Consider the following 17,608-nt stretch of genomic DNA (forward strand, 5'->3'; position numbering starts at 1 on the left):
GCCCGGTTCATAGCGCCGGCGAGCCGGCGGTTTTCAGATTTTTAACAAAACAGGTACTACAGCTTCAGCTCGACCGGCCAGGTGTCCGACAGGCGATAGCCGGTCGGCCACGGATCGCTCGGATCGAGCAGGTGCTGGTGCGTGCCGGTGATCCAGGCGCGCCCGGACAGGCAGGGGTAAATCGCAGTACGACCGGCGACTTCGGTCAGCGAGTCGATGCGGCAATGGAACTCCGAACCGATGATCGAGCGGCCGATGAAGCGCTCGCCCACCGCCAGTTGACCCTTGGCGTGCAGCACCGCCATGCGCGCCGAGCAACCGGTGCCGCACGGCGAACGGTCGATCTTGCCGGGGCGGATCACCACCGCATTGGCGCCGGTGGCGATGCCGTTCTCGCGCACCACCGGGGCGGCGATCTGGCAGAAGGAGATATGGCTCCAGTCCGGATTCAGCGGATGGCTGAAGCCGAGCTGCTGGTTGGCCGCCCGGGTGATCTTCAGCCCGGTGGCGACCAGATCCGCCGCCTCGTCCGGGGCGATGGAAAAGCCCAGCTTGTGTGCGTCGACGATGACGAAGCTGTCACCGCCATAGGCGGTGTCCACCTGCAGCGAGCCGATGCCTTCGACCTCGATCCAGGCGTCGAGCTTGTCGGCGAAGGACGGTACGTTCTTCACCTCGACACGTTCGGCCTTGCCGTCCTTGCAGTCGGCGACCACTTCCACCAGACCGCCAGGGGCTTCCAGGGTCAGCCGGGTCTGCGGTTCGGTCATCGGCAGGATGCCGCTGTCGAGTAGCACCGTGGCCACGCACAGCGAGTTGGAGCCGGACATCGGCGGTACGTCGGCCGGCTCCATGATGATCCAGCCCATCTGCGCTTTCGGATTCTTCGCCGGGACCAGCAGGTTGACGTGGCGGAACACGCCGCCGCGCGGCTCGTTGAGCACGAAGTTGCGCAGGAAGTCGTCCTGTTCGATCCAGCGCGACTGCTGCCACAGGGTATCGCCCGGCGGGGGGGTGACGCCGCCGACGATGACATCACCCACCTCGCCCTCGGCGTGGCAGCTGACTACATGAATGACCTTACTGGAGCGCACGGCGTTGGCCTCTTAGTTGACGGATTTGAGGAAATCGGCGGTTTCCGGCCGCTGTGGGTTGCCGATGACCTGCTCGGGCGAGCCGATCTCATGCACCAGGCCATTGCGGAAGAACGCCACGCGGTCGGACACGTCACGAGCGAAGCGGATCTCGTGGGTGACCAGGATCATGGTCATGCCTTCCTCGGCGAGCAGGCGCATGGTGTCCAGCACCTCGCCCACCAACTGCGGATCAAGGGCGCTGGTGGCTTCGTCGAACAGCATGTAGTCAGGACTCATGGCCAGCGCGCGGGCGATGGCCATGCGTTGCTGCTGGCCACCGGAGAGCTTGTTGGGGAACACCTTGAACTTGTCGCCCAGGCCCACGTGGGTAAGCTGCTTGACGGCCATGGCTTCGGCTTCTTCCTTGCTCAGGCCGAGCACCTTGCGCGGCGCCAGCATGACGTTCTCCAACACGGTCAGGTGCGGGAAGGCATTCCACTGCTGGAACACGATGCCGATCTTCTGCCGCAGCTTGTTCAGATCGGTGCCCGGTGCATGCACCTCGGTGCCGTCGACGCGGATACTGCCCTTCTGGATCGGCTCCAGGCCGTTGATGCACATCAGCAGAGTCGACTTGCCGGAGCCGGAGCCGCCGATGATCGACACCACCTCGCCTTTTTCCACTGTCAGGCTGACGCCCTTGATGACTTCGAGGTCGCCGAAGGATTTATGGACGTTGTCGATCTCAATCATTTTCCTGCCACCTTTTTTCCAGCCGGGCGCCCAGGCGGGCCACCACCAGGCTCATGACGTAATAGATGAGGCCGGCGATGCACAGCACCAGCAGCGGCTCTTGAATGCGGGTAACGATGGTCTGCGAGGCTCGCAACAGCTCGACGATGCCGATCCACATGACCAGCGCGGTGTCCTTCATCACCGACAGCACCAGATTGAGCCAGCCGGGGAACGCCACGCGGGTGGCGATCGGCAGCACGATGTGGCGCATGTCCTGCCAGTAGCTCATGCCCAGCGAGCGTGAAGCGCGACGCAGGTTTGGTGGCACGGCGAGCACGCCACTGCGGACGATCTCGGTGCAGAACGACGCGGCATACACGCCGAGCACGACGCAGCCGACAGCGAAGGCACTTATGTCGACCCCTGCGATGCTCTTCAGGGAGTTGAACAGGACGAACTGGATCAGCAGCGGCACGCTGCGGAACACGTCCAGCACCCAGGCCAGCGGCAAGGTGGCGCGGGGCAGGACGGAGCGCAGCAGGCCGAACAGCACGCCGGCAATGGTGCCGATCAGCATGGCGCCGACGGTCAGCTCCAGGGTGACCCAGGCGCCCTTGAGCAGGAACAGCAGGTCATTCGAGGTGAGACTGGTTTCGAACATGCTCAGTCCTTCCTCAGTAACGGAACAGGCGCCAGGCCATCAGGCGTGCGACGAGCACGATGGTCTTGGCGATCAGGTAATAGAGCACCGCCGCGATGGCGAAGTACTCGAAGGTGCGGAAGGTCTTCACGTTGAAGTCCTGGGTGACGCCGGTCAGGTCGTTGTTCAACCCGACGATCACGCCCAGCGACGTCATCAGCACCGCCCAGACCATCTGGTTGGACAGTGGGTAGAAGACGATGCGCAGCAGCTGCGGAATGATGATCATCCGGTAGGCCTGGAAGGCACTCATGCCCAGCGAGCGCGCCGCGCGCATCTGGGTATCGGGCACCGCCTTGAGGCCTCCGCGGAAGTTCTCCGCCAGGTAGCCGGCATTGTTGAAGGTGATACCGGCGAGCAGAGCGACCCACGAACTGACGTGTAGGCCGAAGCTGCCGAGACCAAAGTAGAGGATGTAGATCTGGAACAGCGACGGGGTGTTGCGGGCGATGGAGACCCAGGTGTTGGCGAAGTGCCGGGGCACCGGGTGCTGCATCTGCCGCATCACCGTCAGCAGCAGGGCGATCAGGGTACCGAAGAGCATCGACAGGGCTGCCGTCTCCAGGGTGACCCAGGCGCCCGACAGCATGTCGGGTAGCGCCTTGAGCGCTGTGCGCCAGTGGAAGGTGTAATCGAACATCGATCAGCGATTTCCTTGGGGTTGGTTGTGGCCCAGCCAGGCCGGGAGTTGTCCTTGGTTGTACCCGGTGCAGGCGGCCTCGACGCAGGCGGCGAGGCTGCCGAAGTGCACGCGCCGGCCGACGAGGCCGGGGGCGTAGTGGGCGTACTTGCCCGAATTGGTCATCAGGGTGGTGCTACTCGGAGGTACCACGGGTTCGCCGAGCATGCACCAGCAGGTGTCGGTCACCAGTCGCGCCCCGAATCCTTCCAGCGTAGCCACATGCCCGGCTCGCGCCGCCCGTTCATACACGGCGCGCCCGCAGGTCACTACCAGAGCCGTGTCCGGATGCTTGTTGCGTCCCTCGCACAATTTGGCCAGGGCGGCCAGTTCGTGGCTGGAGAAGTGCGGGTTGCCCAGGGCCACCAGCTCGACGCGAGGTGATTCGGCGCTGTTGAGTTCCCACCAGCTGTCCAGCAGGTCGGCGATGGTTACGCGCAGGTGCTTGGCCGGCGCCTTGCCACCGAGGGCACTGGCTATATCCGGCGCCTCCGGGGTGATGCCGGCGATATGGAACATGGGCGCCGCCGAGGTGGTAGCGAAGGCGGCACCGAAGGCCTTGAGCGCATCGCTGTCGGCGGCGCTGCGCTCCAGACCGCAGAGCAGGGGAATATCGCTGCCGGCCAGCAGGCCGACGTGGTAGCCGAGCAGCGGCCAGAAGCTGTCGTCCGGCTCCTGCGGCGCTTCCACTTCGATCAGCAGGCTGGCGTGGCGGCCCTCGTCCAGATGGCTGCCGCTGCGCGGCGCACGGCCGGTGAGGGCGATGCAGATATCCAGGTAGTCCGGGTACTTGAGGGTACGGGCGCCGAGCACGCTGTTGGCGTACACCACGGCGTTGGACTCGGCCCAGACGATCTGCTCGCCGACCTTGGGCGCGCTGTCCAGCAGGTAGGGTGCACAGGTGTAGCTGAGCGCCGCACCCATGGCCATGTACACGTCGCCGAGGGCGCTGGCCGGCTCGCCGAACGCTGGGTCGATGCCGAGTGCACGCCACTGGCGCTGGTCCACCGAGATCGAATTGAGGGTAGTGGGTACGCAGACCCGGCCGCCCCAGTCCAGCAACTGCTGGGCGAAACGCAGGCAGGCAGGGCCGGTGTAGATGCAGCCGTCGATATGCGCCTGGGTCACGTCGAGCAGCTCGCTAGCGCCTTGCAGCTCGGCCATGCGCAGCACCAGCTGCATGGCCACCTGGGCCGCCTTGCCATGCTCGCCAGCGAGAATGGCGAGGTCGTGTTCGCTAAGGGAGATACCGCTTGGCTGGGTATCGTCATGGGCAATAGGTTCGGCGCGCCAGTCGTCATCGGGTAGGCTGCTGAAGAGTTGCAGGCGCTCGCCGTCGATGCGGGCGATGGTGCCGGCATGACGCTCCAGCTGGGCGAAGGCCGCATGGCCGATGCACAGCACCGGTAGCTGGACGCCGAATACGTGCTCGGCGACCAGGGCGCCGAGGCTGAGAATCTCGTCGGGCTCGGCCAGCACCAGTGCCGCCGGTGCCGGACCGTTGAGGATCAGCTCCAGCAAGACGCTGCTGCCAGTGCAGGAGCCGCGTCCGCTGGGAATGGCCAGTACGCGCCCGGCCAGGGATTGCCCGCTCAGCGGATGGTGTCGGTCGATCACCTCGCCGCTGAACGGGTCGACGCCGCCCCAGAAGCTCAGGCCAAGGTCGGCATACAGCAGAGGCCCTTGGCCTCTACCGCTCACCAGGCTACGGCCGTCGATTCGTATTGCGGACATCGTCATCTCTCCGGGGCGCGCGTGATCAGTAGTACACGCCAGGCACTGTCAGGTTGGCCGGCTTGATCTCTTCGCCGACCCACTTCTTCCACAGCTCGTCGTAACGGCCGCTGCGGACCTGCTGGTTGACGAACAGGTTGAGGTAGTGGATCAGGCCGTACTCGTTGCGCTTGGCCGCCAGGGATACATAGTCGACGACGTATGGCGCGTCGCCAGCGACCTTCAGGCCCTTGTACTTGCCGGACTTGAGGGTGGCGGCAGCGACGGTGTTGGTCACCACGGTGGCGTCGATGTGGCCCTGGGCCACGGCGAGGATGGTGTCGTTCTGCGACTGGTAGGCGCGGAAGCTGCCCTCGTTCCAGGCCTTCTGGTCTTTCTCCAGGGCGATGGCCTCGTAGGTGCCGCTGGTGTTGCCCAGCTTCTTGCCCTTGAGATCGGCGTAGCTGTTCACGCCGGCGTCCTCACGGGTCAGTACGACCATCTGGAAGGCGAAGTAGGGCACGGTCATGCCCACGGTCTTGGCGCGCTCCAGGGTGTCGGAAGTGGAGGCGACAATCACGTCGGCACGGCCGGAGACCAGCGCCGGGATACGATCCGGGAACGGGGTTTCGACCACTTCGGCATCGACGCCGAGGACCTTGGCCAGGTCGTTGCAGTAGTCCACGTCGAAACCGGCCGGATTGTTGTCGCCGTCACGGAAGCCCATGGGTGGGAAGTCCAGGGTCACGGCGCAGCGCAGCTTGCCGGACTCGATGATGTCATCGAGCTTGTCGGCCTGGGCGTTGGCGGCGAGGGAGGCGCTGAGGGCAGCGCCGAGGGCGATGGCGAGGGTCTTTCTATTCATGTGCAGCCTCATGTCTGTCTGATGGTTGGCAGATGAAACAGATGTATCTTGAATTTCGTATACGATATTTACTTTGCAAGCCCTATGCCGGATCGCCCGTTCCAGACGGCACGAACGCGCCAGCCCCCGTCGCGTATGGCCGCAATGGCCAGATCAGCGAGACGGAGGGGTGGCTATCAGACTAGTCGGGCGATTTCGTGACTGCAGGGTGTTACATAAGGAAGCACGGTCGCCTCACCGTGCCCCCAAACGGAACACGGCTGGCAGAAGCCTCAGCGAGTGCGGTGGGAATCGCGGTACTGGCTGGGGGATAGGCCAGTGAGAGCCTTGAACTGGCGACTGAAGGCGCTGTGGTCGGTGTAACCGCAGCGCAGGGCGATCTCGGTGATCGGCAGCTCACCAAGTAGTAGTTGTGAGGCCGCGCCCAGGCGAGCCTTGTGGATCATCTGCCGTGGGGTGAGCTGGAAGATGCGCTTGCAGTGGCGCTCCAGCTGCGCCACCGAGAGTCCGGCGATGGCGGTCAGCTCGGCCAGGCTGATCGGCTGGGCATAGTGCCGGCGGATATGTTCGTCCACCGCCGCCAGCTTCTGGTAGGCAGGGTGGGCGGCCTGGGCCGCCGGCAGGTCGCAGGAGATGCCGGCCATGCCGATGATGCGGCCTGCAGTGTCACGCAGGGCCAGCTTGTGGGTCAGGCACCAGCCGGGCTGGCGGCCGGGATAGAGGTGCAGTTCCAGCTGATCCTCAAGACCGTTGCCGGCATCCAGCACCTGCAGGTCCTGGGCGGTGTAGAGCGGGCCGAAGCGCGAGGGGAAGACCTCCTCGGCGGTGCGTCCGAGCAACTCGGATTTTTCCTTCACCCCGCAGCGGGTGGCCAGGGTCTGGTTGACCAGCACGTAGCGTGCCTGCGGGTCCTTGATGAAGAACACCACCCCGGGCATCACGTCGAGCAGCGGTGCGACGGCGCCGAGGCTGGCGAGCAGGGTGGGCAGGTCGGCGGGAGCGGATTGCGGCAGCAGGTCGAGCATGGAAGGGGTAGGGCATTGGCCGATGGAGCACCCATTCTGCGCAGCGGCGGGTGGCGGGGACAAGCGGCCGCCACCACCCGGGCTATGGGGTCAGTCCTTTGCCAACCGCAGCAGCGTATCTATGCGTGCCGGGCTGAACGGCGGGCGCGGCGCCGGCGGTTGCCAGCCGAACAGCGCCTGGGCGGCACCGCCGCAGACACGGCCCTGGCAGGCGCCCATGCCACAGCGGCTGGCCATCTTGGCTTGGCTCCAGCCGTGGTGATCGACCACGGCCGATAGCGGCACGTCTTCGCAGCGGCAGATCAGGGTGTCCGACCTGGCCAGGTGCTTGACCTCGTCGCGCAGGGCGAAGGCGGCATTCAATGCAGTGGCGAAACCGTGCCAGCGCTGGCGCTGCGGCCACAGGCGCTGCGCCGCGTCGCGCTCGCCCGCCGCGGCATGGCCAGCGATGGCGCCTTCCACCAAGGCCTTTTCGCTGCCGCCGAAGCCGGTACTCTCGCCGGCCGCATAGTGATCGGCCAGGCTGGTGGCCTGCCAGGCATCGACGGCGATGGCGCTGTTATCGACACGGCAGCCCAGGGCTTGGCCGAGCTGCAGATTGGGGATCAGGCCGAAGCCGCAGGCCAGGCGATCACAGGAGACTTCCCGGATCTGTCCGCCGATGTTCAGGCGCACCGCTTCCAGCCGGCCATCGCCCAGGGCTTCGAGCACATGGCTGCCCGCCCGATAGCCGGGATGGAACAGACCGAACGACTGCAGCAGTTTGTGTGGCCAGCGCGGCAGTTGCGCGGCGAAGCCGGCCACGGCCGACCAGCTCGCCTGTTCGGCGATGTTCAGCACCTGGGCGCCGTTTTCCTTCGCCGTGGCCGCACTGGCCAGCAGCAGCGGGCCGCTGCCAGCGATGACGATGCGTTCGCCAGCCACCGGCATGCCGCCCTTGATCAGTGCCTGCAGGCCGCCGGCACCGGTAACACCGGGCAAGGTCCAGCCGGGGAAGGGCAGCAGCAGCTCGCGGGCGCCGGTGCAGATGATCAGTTTGTCGTATTCGATCACCCGGCCCTGCTCGGGGTCTTCCACCAGCAGCGCCTTGGGTCCGGCCAGGGCGACCACGCGGGTGGCCGGCAGCAGTTCGATATTGGCCTGGGCCTCCAGGCGCTGGCGATGCTCGCGGGCCAGTGGCGGCAGGTGTGCCTGCGGACCGTCGCGCCAGATCTGTCCGCCGGCGGCGGGGTTGTCATCGAGCACGGCGATACGCGCGCCACTCGGCGCGGCGGCCAGGGCTGCGGCCATGCCGGCAGGGCCGGCGCCGATGATCAGGATGTCCACCTTCATGCTCGGCTCTCCACCTGCATGCCATCACGGCACAGGGTTTGGCAGGCCAGGCGGCGCTGACCGTCGATGGTCACTCGGCATTCCTGGCAGATGCCCATGCCGCACACCGGCGCGCGGCGCTGGCCGCTGACCGAGGTACGGCTGGTGCCGTCGCCGCCGAGCATCAGCGCGGCGGCCACCGTGGTACCGGGCGCCACCTGCAGTGGGCGGCCGTCGAGGATCAGTTCAGGCATGCGCGCGGACTCCGGCGAAACGCTGCGGCAGATAGGGTTCCAGCGCCAGAGGCGCGGTTTCGCCCAGCAGTTGGGCGATCAGCAGGTCGGCGCTGCCTGGCGCGGTGGTCACGCCGAGGCCTTCGTGGCCGACCGCCAGCCACAGGCCGGGGCGTTGCGGGTGTTCGCCGAGCAGCGGCAGGCCGTCCGGGCTGGCGGCGCGGAAGCCGGTCCAGGCGCGGATGCCGTTGAGTTGGGCCAGGCTTGGCACGTAGTCGACGGCGCGCTGCAGCAGCTTCGCCAGCATCCATGGCTCGACTGCAGGATCGGTGGTGTTGAACTGCCGCGAGGCGCCGATGAACAGCTGGCCGGTCGGGCGCGGCTGGATATTGGCGGCGGTCGATGGGCCCGTGGCGTTGTGCGCGCTGGTGACGTAGCCGAGCTCCACCAGGGTATGGCTGATGCGCCCGGGATAGCGGTCGGTGATCAGCAGATGGCCCTTCTTCGGCTCGATAGGCAGTTCCGGGCACAGCTCCGTGACATGGGTGCCGCCAGCCAGGACCACCGCCTGGGCGCTGAGCCAGCTGCCGTTTTCCAGACGCACGCGGTTGCCGTCGATCTCCACGACCAGGGCCTGGCGTTGTTCGATCAGCGGTTGGTCGAGCAACCAGCGGGCAGCGTTGGGCGCGTAGAGAATGCCGTCGCCGATGACCCGCAATCCGCCATGCAGGCCGTCGCGCAGTTCCGGTTCGGCATGGCGAAGAGCGTCGGCGCCGAGCAGCTCGCAATCCATGCCGTGGTCGCGCAGCACCTGGTACTTGGCCTCGGCTACCGCCATCTCCTCGGCATTGGCGGCCAGCCACAGGGTGCCGTTCTGCCGGTAGGCGCAGTCGTCCGGCATATCGAGGGCCCAGTCGCGCCAGCGCTGCACCGAGTATTGGCTGATGGCCAGTTCGGCCGGGTTGTCGTCGAGCACGATCAGGTGGCCCATGCCGGCAGCGGTGGCGGCGCGCAGACCGGCATCCAGCACCAGCACGCGATGGCCACGTCGGGCCAGCTCATGGGCGCAGGCGGCGCCGACGATACCGGCGCCGATGACGATGAAGTCGGCGCCGTCACTCACGGCACGATGCCCCAGGCGAACGGGTCGTCCTCTTCGATCAGCAGGGTGGCCTCGGCGCTGATATTGGCTCGGCCACGAATGGTCGGGATGATGCGGCCGCCTTCGGCGCTCTCGTAACTGCCCTCGAACTGGCTGCCGATGACGCTGGCCTGGCGCCAGATCGCCCCGGGCTGCAGCTTGCCGTCGGCGGCCAGGCAGGCCAGCTTGGCGCTGGTGCCGGTGCCGCAGGGCGAGCGGTCGTAGGCCTTGCCGGGGCAGAGCACGAAGTTGCGGCTGTCGGCCTCGGCGTCATCGGCGAACAGTTCGATATGGTCGATCAGGCCGCCGTCTTCACCGCGAATGCCCTGATCTTCCAGCGCTTGCTGCACGGCCACGGTGTAGGCGGTCAGCGCGTCGAGGTTGTCGCCGGCCACGCGCAGGCCGTGATCCGAGATCAGGAAGAACCAGTTGCCGCCCCAGGCGATGTCTCCGGTCGCCTTGCCGTAGCCCGGCACGTCGACCTCGACTGCCTTGCGATAGCGGTAGGAAGGCACGTTGCGCACGCTGACCGAGCGATCGTCGTGCAGGGTGGCTTCGACGGTCCCGACCGGGGTTTCGATCTTGTGCACACCCGGACCGATGCGCCCCAGGTGCGCCAGGGAAACCACCAGGCCGATAGTGCCGTGGCCGCACATACCGAGGTAGCCGGTGTTGTTGAAGAAGATCACACCGGCACAGGCGCTTGGGTCTACCGGTTCGCACAGCAGGGCGCCGACCAGCACGTCGCTGCCGCGTGGTTCCAGCACGCTGGCGGCGCGCCACTGGTCGTGCTGGCTGGCCAGCAACTGGCGGCGGTCGGCCATGCTGCCGGTGCCCAGGTCGGGGAAGCCTTCGAGAACCAGGCGGGTAGGTTCACCGCCGGTGTGCGAGTCGAGTACACGGATGCGTTGCATGAAGACCCCTGCCAATCAATGGTTTTGGCAAGGGTGCCGCCGGAACGAGGTCGGCGGCTTGAGTCATTTCAGCTGACGCTATGACGATTTCTGCATAGCGGAGCGTTCACTCGTGCCGCAGCAGGTCTCGATAGAGTTCCGCCATCTGCCTGCCCATGCGCTCTGCGGTGAAGAGTGTCCGATACCGTTCTGCAGCGTTCCTGCCCATCTCTGCGGCTCGTTCGGGGTTTTCCCAGAGAGTACGCATGGCTTCGCGAAGCGCTGCCGCATCGCTGGGAGGCACGACCAAACCGGTCTGGCCGTGCAGATTGATGTAGCTGGTGCCGCTCCCTATCTCGCAGGAGATGAGCGGCTTGCCATGGATTGCTGCTTCTAGCAGGGATATCCCGAAAGACTCGGCGCGCAAGTGGGAAGGGAAGACGAAGGCGGTACAGAGTTGCAATAGTGCGCTCTTGTCTTCTTCGTCGATGCGCCCGGCGAAATGGATGTTCTTCAGACCGAGATGGCGAGCCTGGCGCCGCAGTGCTCGCTCCATCGGGCCGGCTCCGGCAATGACGAGGGGATAGTCCGTCTCGGCAATTGCCTCCAGCAGAACATGGAGTCCCTTGTAGTAGCGCATGACGCCGACGAAGAGGAAGAAGTTGGAGCCGCAGCGCTCCGACCAATGCTGAAGGCGCTGCTGACCAGGGTCGGGAAACTCGGCCTGGTCCAAGCCATAGGGGATGACTTCCACCCTGTCGCGGTAATGCTGCAGCACCGTGCTGGTTTCCAGATAGTTCGGCGAGGCTGCGACTATCCTGCCGGCCTGACCGAGGAAGCGGCTCATCAGCGGGCGATACAGCCGCAACAGGTGCTTCTGGCGCACGATGTCCGAGTGGTAGGAAACCACGTAGGGCTTGTCGATGCCCGCTATCAGATGCAGCAGGTCCATGAATGGCCAGGGGAAATGGTAGTGCACGATGTCCGCTTGAGCGGCCAGGCACTTGAGCCGCCCCGGGGCCTTGAAGGAAAAACCGGTCGACGCCAGCTGCAGGTCGAGCTTTACCCTGTGCACCTGGTGGTTGCCGACTGTGACCGTGGCAGGGCGCGGGTCGGGGCTGAGCGTCAGTACTGTGTTCTCGACACCATGCGCCGAGGTGCTCTGGCAGAGCTGGTAGATGACCTGTTCGATTCCTCCGACGGTTTCTGGCAGGTAGGTCTTGAAGACATGCAATATACGCATCAGGACTTTGCTGCCTCGCGATAGACTCCCGCCGTGATGTGAGCGCATTGCTGCCAGGTGAACGTCTTGGCGCGCAGCAGGCCTGCTGTGCGCAGTGCTCCCCACTTGTCCTGATCTTCGATCAACATTTCGATGGCGGCAGCGCAGGCCACGTCGTCCATCGGGTCTATCAGTACCCCGGCTTCTCCCAGAACCTCGGGTATCGAGGCACGGTTGCTCGCGATCACAGGAGTGCCGCTGGCCATGGCCTCCAGAACCGGTAGCCCGAACCCTTCGTAGAGGGAAGGGAACAGCAACAGGCGTGCGCCGGCGAACAGTTCGGCCAGTCCGAGATCATCCTGATAACCGAGCAGACGAACCTGCCCACCAGCCAATGCCCGCTGCAAGGGCTTCTCCAACTGCTCCGCCCGCCAGCCGGGCATTCCTGCCAAGACTAATGGATATTGCCTGCGCAGTGTACCCGGCAAGCGTTCATGGGCTCGCAACGCCAGTTGCAGGTTCTTGCGCGGCTCGAGAGTACCGACGCACAACAGATAGCCTCCGGGCTGCAGCCCCAGCCTGGTCAGTCCGACAGCCAGATCACCGGCCTCCCGGGGGCGAAAACGCGCCGAATGACCCAAGGGGGCGACCACGATACGCTCGGCTGCAAGGCCGTAGTGCTGGCGAACTTCCTCGGCGATGAAGTGTGAGTCGACCAGAATACGATGGGCTTGCGCCACGCCGCGCTCGGAATAGCGGTGGATGGCGGCGAGCCGATCTGCGGGCTGAGTCTGGGGGTAGTGGACGTGCGTCAGGTCATGCAGAGTCATGACCATCGGGCCATCAAACTCGAACGGCCACAGGCTTGGTTCATGGTACAGCCCTATGCTCGAGGCATTGCGGTCAAAGCGCCTTTGCTCGGCGACACGTCTCAGCGCATAGGCTCCGGGAATGCGTTTCAGGGCGCTGCTTAGCCGGGAATAGCCGGGCATAGCTGCGGCGGGCAGCTCGGACTGCCAATTCCAGCCATTGAAGAGCTTCAGTTCGAATTCGGGGTGCGCGGCTAGCGCGCCTACCAGCTCGACCAGATATTGGCCGATGCCGGTACGGGGCGCGCGTAGTATCGAGGCGTTAACGGCAACCGAGTACATCGGTATCGGAGGTAGGGCCTGCAAGAAGCCGCTGTGTCCCAGTGTGGTAGTGCACCCGCCCGATCAGTTGGACAGCCGAATCCTTCCACGAGAGCCACGTCCATTTGCTGACTGCTGTTTGCGCAGGGAACTCACCGCTGCCTTCGAAGCGCCTTACCAGACGACAAAGCGACTCCGGCTCGGACAAGCCGAAATATGCCATCGAGGTTCCGCCGATTTCGCGGAAGACGGGAATGTCGCTCGCCATTACCGGCAGTCCACGTTGCATGGCTTCCACCAGGGGGAGGCCAAATCCTTCCACATAGGAGGGGAACACCAGCGAGCGTGAATGGCTGTAGCAGTACTCCAGCTCTCGATCACTGAGGTCGTTGAACATGAAGAGGCGCTTGTTCATCTGCGGATGCTGCTTGATTCGCTCGATCAGCTTTTCGGTTTTCCAGCCGATCTTGCCGACGAAGCAGAGCGCCACTTCGCTCCCTTCATCCCAGAGGCGCTCGAATGCATTGAGCAGGTAGACGTGATTCTTGCGTGGTTCGATGGTACTCACCATGAGGTACACCGAGCGCGCCTTGCACATGCGCTTCACCTCATGGCGAACGGTCTCCCCCGGACGAGACTGATCCAGCTCGCTGCCCAGGTAGAAGTGATCGAACCAGCGGAGCTCTGCTTCCTCCCGGCCGAGGCGCCACTGGACTTCACTACGCACCTGGTCACCGATGGTCTTGGAGATGGCCATGAAGCCGTCGGCCGTACGGACGATCCAGTCGAACCACTGCTCGAAGACCCGTACCAGCCCTTCGTCGCAGAACTGCGGATGAGTCAGGGGGATCAGGTCATAGATGACCGATACGATACCTACACCCTCGCGCTTCAGGCGCTCAGCAACGGGGAAGAAATCGGCGTGCCAGGACGAGTCCAGCAGCACGAGAACGTCGCCTGGCAGGCAGTTCATTTCTTCGGCACGGGACTTATCCACGTAATTCAGCGAAACCTTCGCCAGCAGTTTCTGAGGAACCGCCAATGAGGCACTGGTGGCTTTGCACAGAGCGCGCAGCAGGAAGCGCAAGACTGGAGAATTCTGGAAGGGCCATTTGCGTTCGCGCTGTGCATAGGAAAGCCAGATTCTGTTGCGCAACCGGCCCAGGCGGTCATGGGTCAGCGACAGCAGGGTCTGATAGTTGCGGGACCAACTGCCGGAGCGTGCCGGGTAGAGTTGGGTCACGCTGTAGACCTTGCCGTTCTTCAGGATAACGGGGATGCATACAGTATCGCGGCCCACTTCACCGAGATTCTTGATGATGTTGCGCACTACTCGTTGGATACCCGAGTTGTCCTGAGGGTGCTCGTAGACATAAGTGCATTCAATGAGATAACGCATGGTGGTTCTCGTGAAGGCTCAGACCTGGGCCGCTTCCATACGCTGTATGCTGATTTCGGCATCCAGAGAGGCGCAACCGACGAAGTCGGGTTTGTTGATGTTGATGACGTGGAATACCAGGGCGAAGTCGCGCCATTCGTAGTTGGTGTCGAGGTGCGAGTCGAAGCGCGACAAGGACAGCGCGATGGAGTAATTACCCTTGCCCAGATTTGCCGGGAAGGCGAACCGGTAGACGATGCGCTCGCCGGCCGAGAGGTGTTCGAGCTCCCTGTGTATCCGATGCGTATTGATGCCGTAGATCGCCTGTCCCATGCGGTCCTTGATCATGAAACCGAGTATCAATCGCGGGATCGGCTTGTGAACATCGACGGTCACCTCGAGCGTCGTCTGGCTGCCGACCTCCAGCACATCCACTCGTTTGCCCTGGGCGTTGAGCAGCGCGATATCGGCGAAGCCCGCTTCGCCGGTACCTGAGATGGTGCGGATCTTGCCGTTTTCGAGCCGCTCCTGACGGACCGTCTGCTGTTCCCTTTCTGCCAGCATGGCACCATAGAAATCCATGACCTCCTCAGGAGCGCCTTCCAGGGCCAGGCGCCCCTGTGCCAGCAGGATGGCCCGGTCGCAGAGGTTCTGGATGGCCTGTCGATCATGCGAGACGATCAGCAACGTGGTACCCAGGCTTCGAAATTCGCGGATACGCCCGAAACTCTTGTGCTGGAAGTAGGCGTCGCCCACCGACAGTGCTTCGTCGATGATCAGAACGTCCGGCCGTCTGGCGGTAGCCACGCTGAATGCGAGGCGCATTTGCATGCCGCTGGAATAGGTGCGTACGGGTTGGTCTATGTAGGCACCGATTTCGGCGAATGCCTCGATCTCTGGCATCAGTGCCTGGAGCTCTTCCACGCTCAAACCCAGCAGTTGCCCCGCCATGAAGACGTTCTGGCGACCGGTGAAGTCTGGGTGGAAGCCCATTCCTAACTCGAGCAGACCTGCCACGCGGCCCTGGAGATGAATCTGGCCGACCGTAGGCTGGGTGGTGCCGGTGATCATCTTCAGCAGCGTACTCTTGCCCGCACCGTTGATGCCGACGATGCCTAGAGCCTGCCCTGGTTCGACGGTAAACGATACGTCCTGAAGGACCCATTTCTGCCGGTGGCGTGGGCCAGAAAAAGGAACCATCCACTCGGCGAGCCGAGCCCAGCGCGTGGGGTATTCCTTATAGGCCTTGCCTAGCTGGACAACCTGAATACTACCCATCAGAGCTCATCCACCATTTCGCCGGAGCGCTTGCGGAACAGGCGCAGACCCAGGGCACAGAGCACGACAGCGAGCAAGGCGGATGGCCAGAGCGCCGACCACTCCGGCCATTGGTCGTACACGAATATCCCTTGGTAAGCGGAGATCAGCGGATACATGGGGTTGGCCTCGATCACCGGGCGAATACCTTCCGGCAGGATAGAGGCTGGATAGACGATAGGCGTCAGCCAGAACCAGAACTGCAAGGCGATGCCTACAAACTGCCCCACATCGCGGAAGAAGACGTTGAGTACACCGAGAATGATGCCGAGGCCAATCGCGAAGGCAGTCTGGATCAGCAGTACCGGAATCACCCCCAGAATGGCCCAGCCAGGGAAGTTGCTGGTTACCAGCAGGAAGCCGAGGAACAGGGCAAAAATGATAGCGAAGTTCACGCTGGCATTGAGCACCACGATCAGCGGCAGGCAGATGCGCGGAAAACTCAGCTTCTTGATGAGATTGGCGTGCTCGAGAAACACCGATTGGCTACGACCGATGATCTCAGCGAAGAATCCCCAGGCGAGAATGCCTGCGCACAGGTAGATACCATAGGCCAGGCCATTCTCTACGCCGGGCAGTCGGGCCTGCATCAGCTGGGAGAAGATGACCGTGTACACGATGATCATCGACAGTGGATTGAGGATGGTCCATGTCGCGCCGAACAGGGAGTTGCGGTAGCGGGTCTGGAACTCTCGCTTGACGCTGCCCACGACGAAGCCGCGGTAGCTCCAAACGGAGCGAGCCATGCCGACGGCCATTATTTGGCCCTGCCGTACTGATCCTCGAAGCGGACGATGTCGTCCTCTCCGAGGTATTCGCCGCTCTGGACTTCGATCATTACCAGATCGATCACCCCCGGATTTTCCAGCCGATGCTTGTGTCCTGCGGGAATGAAGGTCGATTCGTTGCAGCTGATCAGCAGCGGATTATCTCCGTTGACGACCCTGGCCATGCCCTGGACGACTATCCAGTGCTCGCTGCGGTGGTGGTGCATCTGCAGGGAAAGTGCTGCACCAGGCTTGACGACGATTCGCTTGATCTTGAAGCGAGAACCCTCCTCGAGCACCGTATAGGTTCCCCAGGGGCGCGATACGGTGCGGTGAAGGCGGTATGCTTCGTGGTTCTCCTGCTTCAGGCGCTTGGCCACCTGGCGTACTTCCTGGGCGCGGTCTGCGCGCGAGACCAGGATGGCATCAGGCGTCTCGACCACCACCAGGTCGTCGACCCCCACGGTGGCGACCAGGCGTCCTTGCGTCTGCACGTAGGTATTTCGGCTGTCGACAAAGATGCATGAGCCCTGTGCACGGTTGCCCTCATCGTCAGGCTCTACCAGCTGGGCTAGTGCATTCCAGGAGCCGATATCGCTCCAGTCGAAAGATGCAGGTACCACGGCGACCCGAGAGGATTTCTCCATGACGGCATAGTCGATGGAGATGTCCGGCAGCGCGACGAAGCTGTCGCGATGCATCTCCTGCCAGGCTTCACTCGTTCCACCGCTATGGGCAACGCAGTCACGTGCTTGTGCCAGCAGTTCGGGAGCGTGTTCCTGCAGTTCCCTGATCAGGTTACCGGCCGTAAAGCAGAACATGCCGGAGTTCCACAGAAAGCGACCGCTATCCAGGTAAGCCTGTGCCGTTGCGACGTCGGGCTTTTCGACGAAGCGCTTTACCTGGCAACCACCAAAGTCGTCCAGCGTATCGCCTGCTTCGATGTAGCCGAAGCCTGTCTCGGGGGCGGTGGGGCGTATGCCATAGGTGACTAGGTATCCCTGCTTGGCCAGTTGCACGGCGTGATTGGTCGCCTTTTTGAAGCCTGCCAGATCCTGGATGAGGTGATCTGCGGCCATGACCACCATCACCACATCCTCGCCATGCTCTGCTGCCAGCACGAGAGCGGCCACCGCTAGAGCGGGGGCTGTGTTGCGCCCCTGAGGCTCCAGCAGGAAGCGCGATCGGCAACCCGGGATGCCGGCTTCGGCGAAATGATCCTTGCTCTCGAAGTAGTGCTCGCGGTTGGTGACGGTGACGATTTCTCCCCCGACACCCGTGAGGTCCGCTGCCCGGAGATAGGTCTTGAGCAGCAGGGACTGCCCATCGGGCAGGCGCATGAAGGGCTTGGGATGATCCTCGCGCGACACCGGCCACAGGCGAGTGCCTGCACCTCCCGAGAGAATGACGGGGACGATCATTT

General features: G+C 63.9%; 17 protein-coding genes. All 17 read right to left on the reverse strand.

The window, feature by feature from the left end; all coding sequences use genetic code 11:
• Positions 1–56: 56 nt before the first annotated feature.
• The 17 genes from IB234_RS03135 to IB234_RS03215 all read right to left on the reverse strand — a co-directional run bounded on the left by IB234_RS03135 (position 57) and on the right by IB234_RS03215 (position 17,606).
• Positions 57–1,094: a trans-3-hydroxy-L-proline dehydratase gene (locus tag IB234_RS03135; protein ID WP_192313726.1), complete on the reverse strand. Its 1,038-nt coding sequence runs from the start codon at positions 1,092–1,094 to the stop codon at positions 57–59.
• A gap of 12 nt (positions 1,095–1,106) precedes the next feature.
• The gene (locus tag IB234_RS03140; protein WP_192313728.1) at positions 1,107–1,829 is read right to left on the reverse strand and encodes an amino acid ABC transporter ATP-binding protein; all 723 of its coding nucleotides are present in this window, start codon (positions 1,827–1,829) and stop codon (positions 1,107–1,109) included.
• Positions 1,822–2,472 (reverse strand): amino acid ABC transporter permease, encoded by a 651-nt coding sequence (locus IB234_RS03145; protein WP_192313732.1) that lies wholly within the window; start codon positions 2,470–2,472, stop codon positions 1,822–1,824. The genes IB234_RS03140 and IB234_RS03145 overlap by 8 nt, the downstream gene beginning before the upstream one ends.
• Positions 2,473–2,485: 13 nt before the next feature.
• Positions 2,486–3,151 (reverse strand): amino acid ABC transporter permease, encoded by a 666-nt coding sequence (locus IB234_RS03150; protein ID WP_192313735.1) that lies wholly within the window; start codon positions 3,149–3,151, stop codon positions 2,486–2,488.
• A 3-nt stretch (positions 3,152–3,154) separates the two neighbouring features.
• Positions 3,155–4,930, reverse strand: coding sequence for an aconitase X (locus tag IB234_RS03155; protein WP_412547893.1), 1,776 nt, complete (start codon positions 4,928–4,930; stop codon positions 3,155–3,157).
• Positions 4,931–4,949: 19 nt separating this feature from the next.
• Positions 4,950–5,768 (reverse strand): transporter substrate-binding domain-containing protein, encoded by an 819-nt coding sequence (locus tag IB234_RS03160; RefSeq protein WP_192313741.1) that lies wholly within the window; start codon positions 5,766–5,768, stop codon positions 4,950–4,952.
• 272 nt (positions 5,769–6,040) lie between these two features.
• Positions 6,041–6,793 carry an AraC family transcriptional regulator gene (locus IB234_RS03165; RefSeq protein ID WP_192315542.1) on the reverse strand — a complete coding sequence of 251 codons (753 nt, stop codon included), beginning with the start codon at positions 6,791–6,793 and terminating at the stop codon, positions 6,041–6,043.
• Positions 6,794–6,883: 90 nt separating this feature from the next.
• Entirely contained in the window at positions 6,884–8,125 is a 1,242-nt protein-coding gene (locus tag IB234_RS03170; protein WP_192313744.1) for an FAD/NAD(P)-binding oxidoreductase, read from the reverse strand.
• Entirely contained in the window at positions 8,122–8,358 is a 237-nt protein-coding gene (locus IB234_RS03175; protein WP_192313747.1) for a (2Fe-2S)-binding protein, read from the reverse strand. The genes IB234_RS03170 and IB234_RS03175 overlap by 4 nt, the downstream gene beginning before the upstream one ends.
• Positions 8,351–9,460 carry an NAD(P)/FAD-dependent oxidoreductase gene (locus tag IB234_RS03180; RefSeq protein WP_192313750.1) on the reverse strand — a complete coding sequence of 370 codons (1,110 nt, stop codon included), beginning with the start codon at positions 9,458–9,460 and terminating at the stop codon, positions 8,351–8,353. The genes IB234_RS03175 and IB234_RS03180 overlap by 8 nt, the downstream gene beginning before the upstream one ends.
• Positions 9,457–10,392, reverse strand: a complete 936-nt coding sequence (locus IB234_RS03185) for a 4-hydroxyproline epimerase (protein WP_192313753.1) — start codon at positions 10,390–10,392, stop codon at positions 9,457–9,459. Before IB234_RS03185 ends, IB234_RS03180 begins: the two co-directional genes overlap by 4 nt.
• A gap of 106 nt (positions 10,393–10,498) precedes the next feature.
• Positions 10,499–11,614 (reverse strand): glycosyltransferase family 4 protein, encoded by a 1,116-nt coding sequence (locus tag IB234_RS03190; protein ID WP_192313756.1) that lies wholly within the window; start codon positions 11,612–11,614, stop codon positions 10,499–10,501.
• Entirely contained in the window at positions 11,614–12,744 is a 1,131-nt protein-coding gene (locus IB234_RS03195; protein ID WP_192313759.1) for a glycosyltransferase family 4 protein, read from the reverse strand. The genes IB234_RS03190 and IB234_RS03195 overlap by 1 nt, the downstream gene beginning before the upstream one ends.
• A complete protein-coding gene (locus IB234_RS03200; protein ID WP_192313762.1) occupies positions 12,725–14,122 on the reverse strand; it encodes a glycosyltransferase family 4 protein in 1,398 nt (465 codons plus the stop codon). Before IB234_RS03200 ends, IB234_RS03195 begins: the two co-directional genes overlap by 20 nt.
• An 18-nt stretch (positions 14,123–14,140) precedes the next feature.
• Positions 14,141–15,379 (reverse strand): ABC transporter ATP-binding protein, encoded by a 1,239-nt coding sequence (locus IB234_RS03205; protein WP_192313765.1) that lies wholly within the window; start codon positions 15,377–15,379, stop codon positions 14,141–14,143.
• Complete coding sequence (locus tag IB234_RS03210; protein ID WP_225580227.1) at positions 15,379–16,176, reverse strand: ABC transporter permease; 798 nt, start codon at positions 16,174–16,176, stop codon at positions 15,379–15,381. Before IB234_RS03210 ends, IB234_RS03205 begins: the two co-directional genes overlap by 1 nt.
• Positions 16,176–17,606 (reverse strand): mannose-1-phosphate guanylyltransferase/mannose-6-phosphate isomerase, encoded by a 1,431-nt coding sequence (locus tag IB234_RS03215; RefSeq protein WP_192313771.1) that lies wholly within the window; start codon positions 17,604–17,606, stop codon positions 16,176–16,178. The genes IB234_RS03210 and IB234_RS03215 overlap by 1 nt, the downstream gene beginning before the upstream one ends.
• Between the last annotated feature and the right edge of the window lie 2 nt (positions 17,607–17,608).

The organism is Pseudomonas sp. PDM16 (genome assembly GCF_014851865.1).
Classification (GTDB): domain Bacteria; phylum Pseudomonadota; class Gammaproteobacteria; order Pseudomonadales; family Pseudomonadaceae; genus Aquipseudomonas.

Excerpts from the sequence above, each read along its gene's own strand:
- IB234_RS03140 (WP_192313728.1), bottom strand. The coding sequence starts at position 1,829 with ATGATTGAGATCGACAACGTCCATAAATCCTTCGGCGACCTCGAAGTC.
- IB234_RS03145 (WP_192313732.1), bottom strand. The coding sequence starts at position 2,472 with ATGTTCGAAACCAGTCTCACCTCGAATGACCTGCTGTTCCTGCTCAAG.
- IB234_RS03150 (WP_192313735.1), bottom strand. The coding sequence starts at position 3,151 with ATGTTCGATTACACCTTCCACTGGCGCACAGCGCTCAAGGCGCTACCC.
- IB234_RS03155 (WP_412547893.1), bottom strand. The coding sequence starts at position 4,930 with ATGACGATGTCCGCAATACGAATCGACGGCCGTAGCCTGGTGAGCGGT.
- IB234_RS03160 (WP_192313741.1), bottom strand. The coding sequence starts at position 5,768 with ATGAATAGAAAGACCCTCGCCATCGCCCTCGGCGCTGCCCTCAGCGCC.
- IB234_RS03165 (WP_192315542.1), bottom strand. The coding sequence starts at position 6,793 with ATGCTCGACCTGCTGCCGCAATCCGCTCCCGCCGACCTGCCCACCCTG.
- IB234_RS03170 (WP_192313744.1), bottom strand. The coding sequence starts at position 8,125 with ATGAAGGTGGACATCCTGATCATCGGCGCCGGCCCTGCCGGCATGGCC.
- IB234_RS03175 (WP_192313747.1), bottom strand. The coding sequence starts at position 8,358 with ATGCCTGAACTGATCCTCGACGGCCGCCCACTGCAGGTGGCGCCCGGT.
- IB234_RS03185 (WP_192313753.1), bottom strand. The coding sequence starts at position 10,392 with ATGCAACGCATCCGTGTACTCGACTCGCACACCGGCGGTGAACCTACC.
- IB234_RS03190 (WP_192313756.1), bottom strand. The coding sequence starts at position 11,614 with ATGCGTATATTGCATGTCTTCAAGACCTACCTGCCAGAAACCGTCGGA.
- IB234_RS03195 (WP_192313759.1), bottom strand. The coding sequence starts at position 12,744 with ATGTACTCGGTTGCCGTTAACGCCTCGATACTACGCGCGCCCCGTACC.
- IB234_RS03200 (WP_192313762.1), bottom strand. The coding sequence starts at position 14,122 with ATGCGTTATCTCATTGAATGCACTTATGTCTACGAGCACCCTCAGGAC.
- IB234_RS03205 (WP_192313765.1), bottom strand. The coding sequence starts at position 15,379 with ATGGGTAGTATTCAGGTTGTCCAGCTAGGCAAGGCCTATAAGGAATAC.
- IB234_RS03210 (WP_225580227.1), bottom strand. The coding sequence starts at position 16,176 with ATGGCCGTCGGCATGGCTCGCTCCGTTTGGAGCTACCGCGGCTTCGTC.
- IB234_RS03215 (WP_192313771.1), bottom strand. The coding sequence starts at position 17,606 with ATGATCGTCCCCGTCATTCTCTCGGGAGGTGCAGGCACTCGCCTGTGG.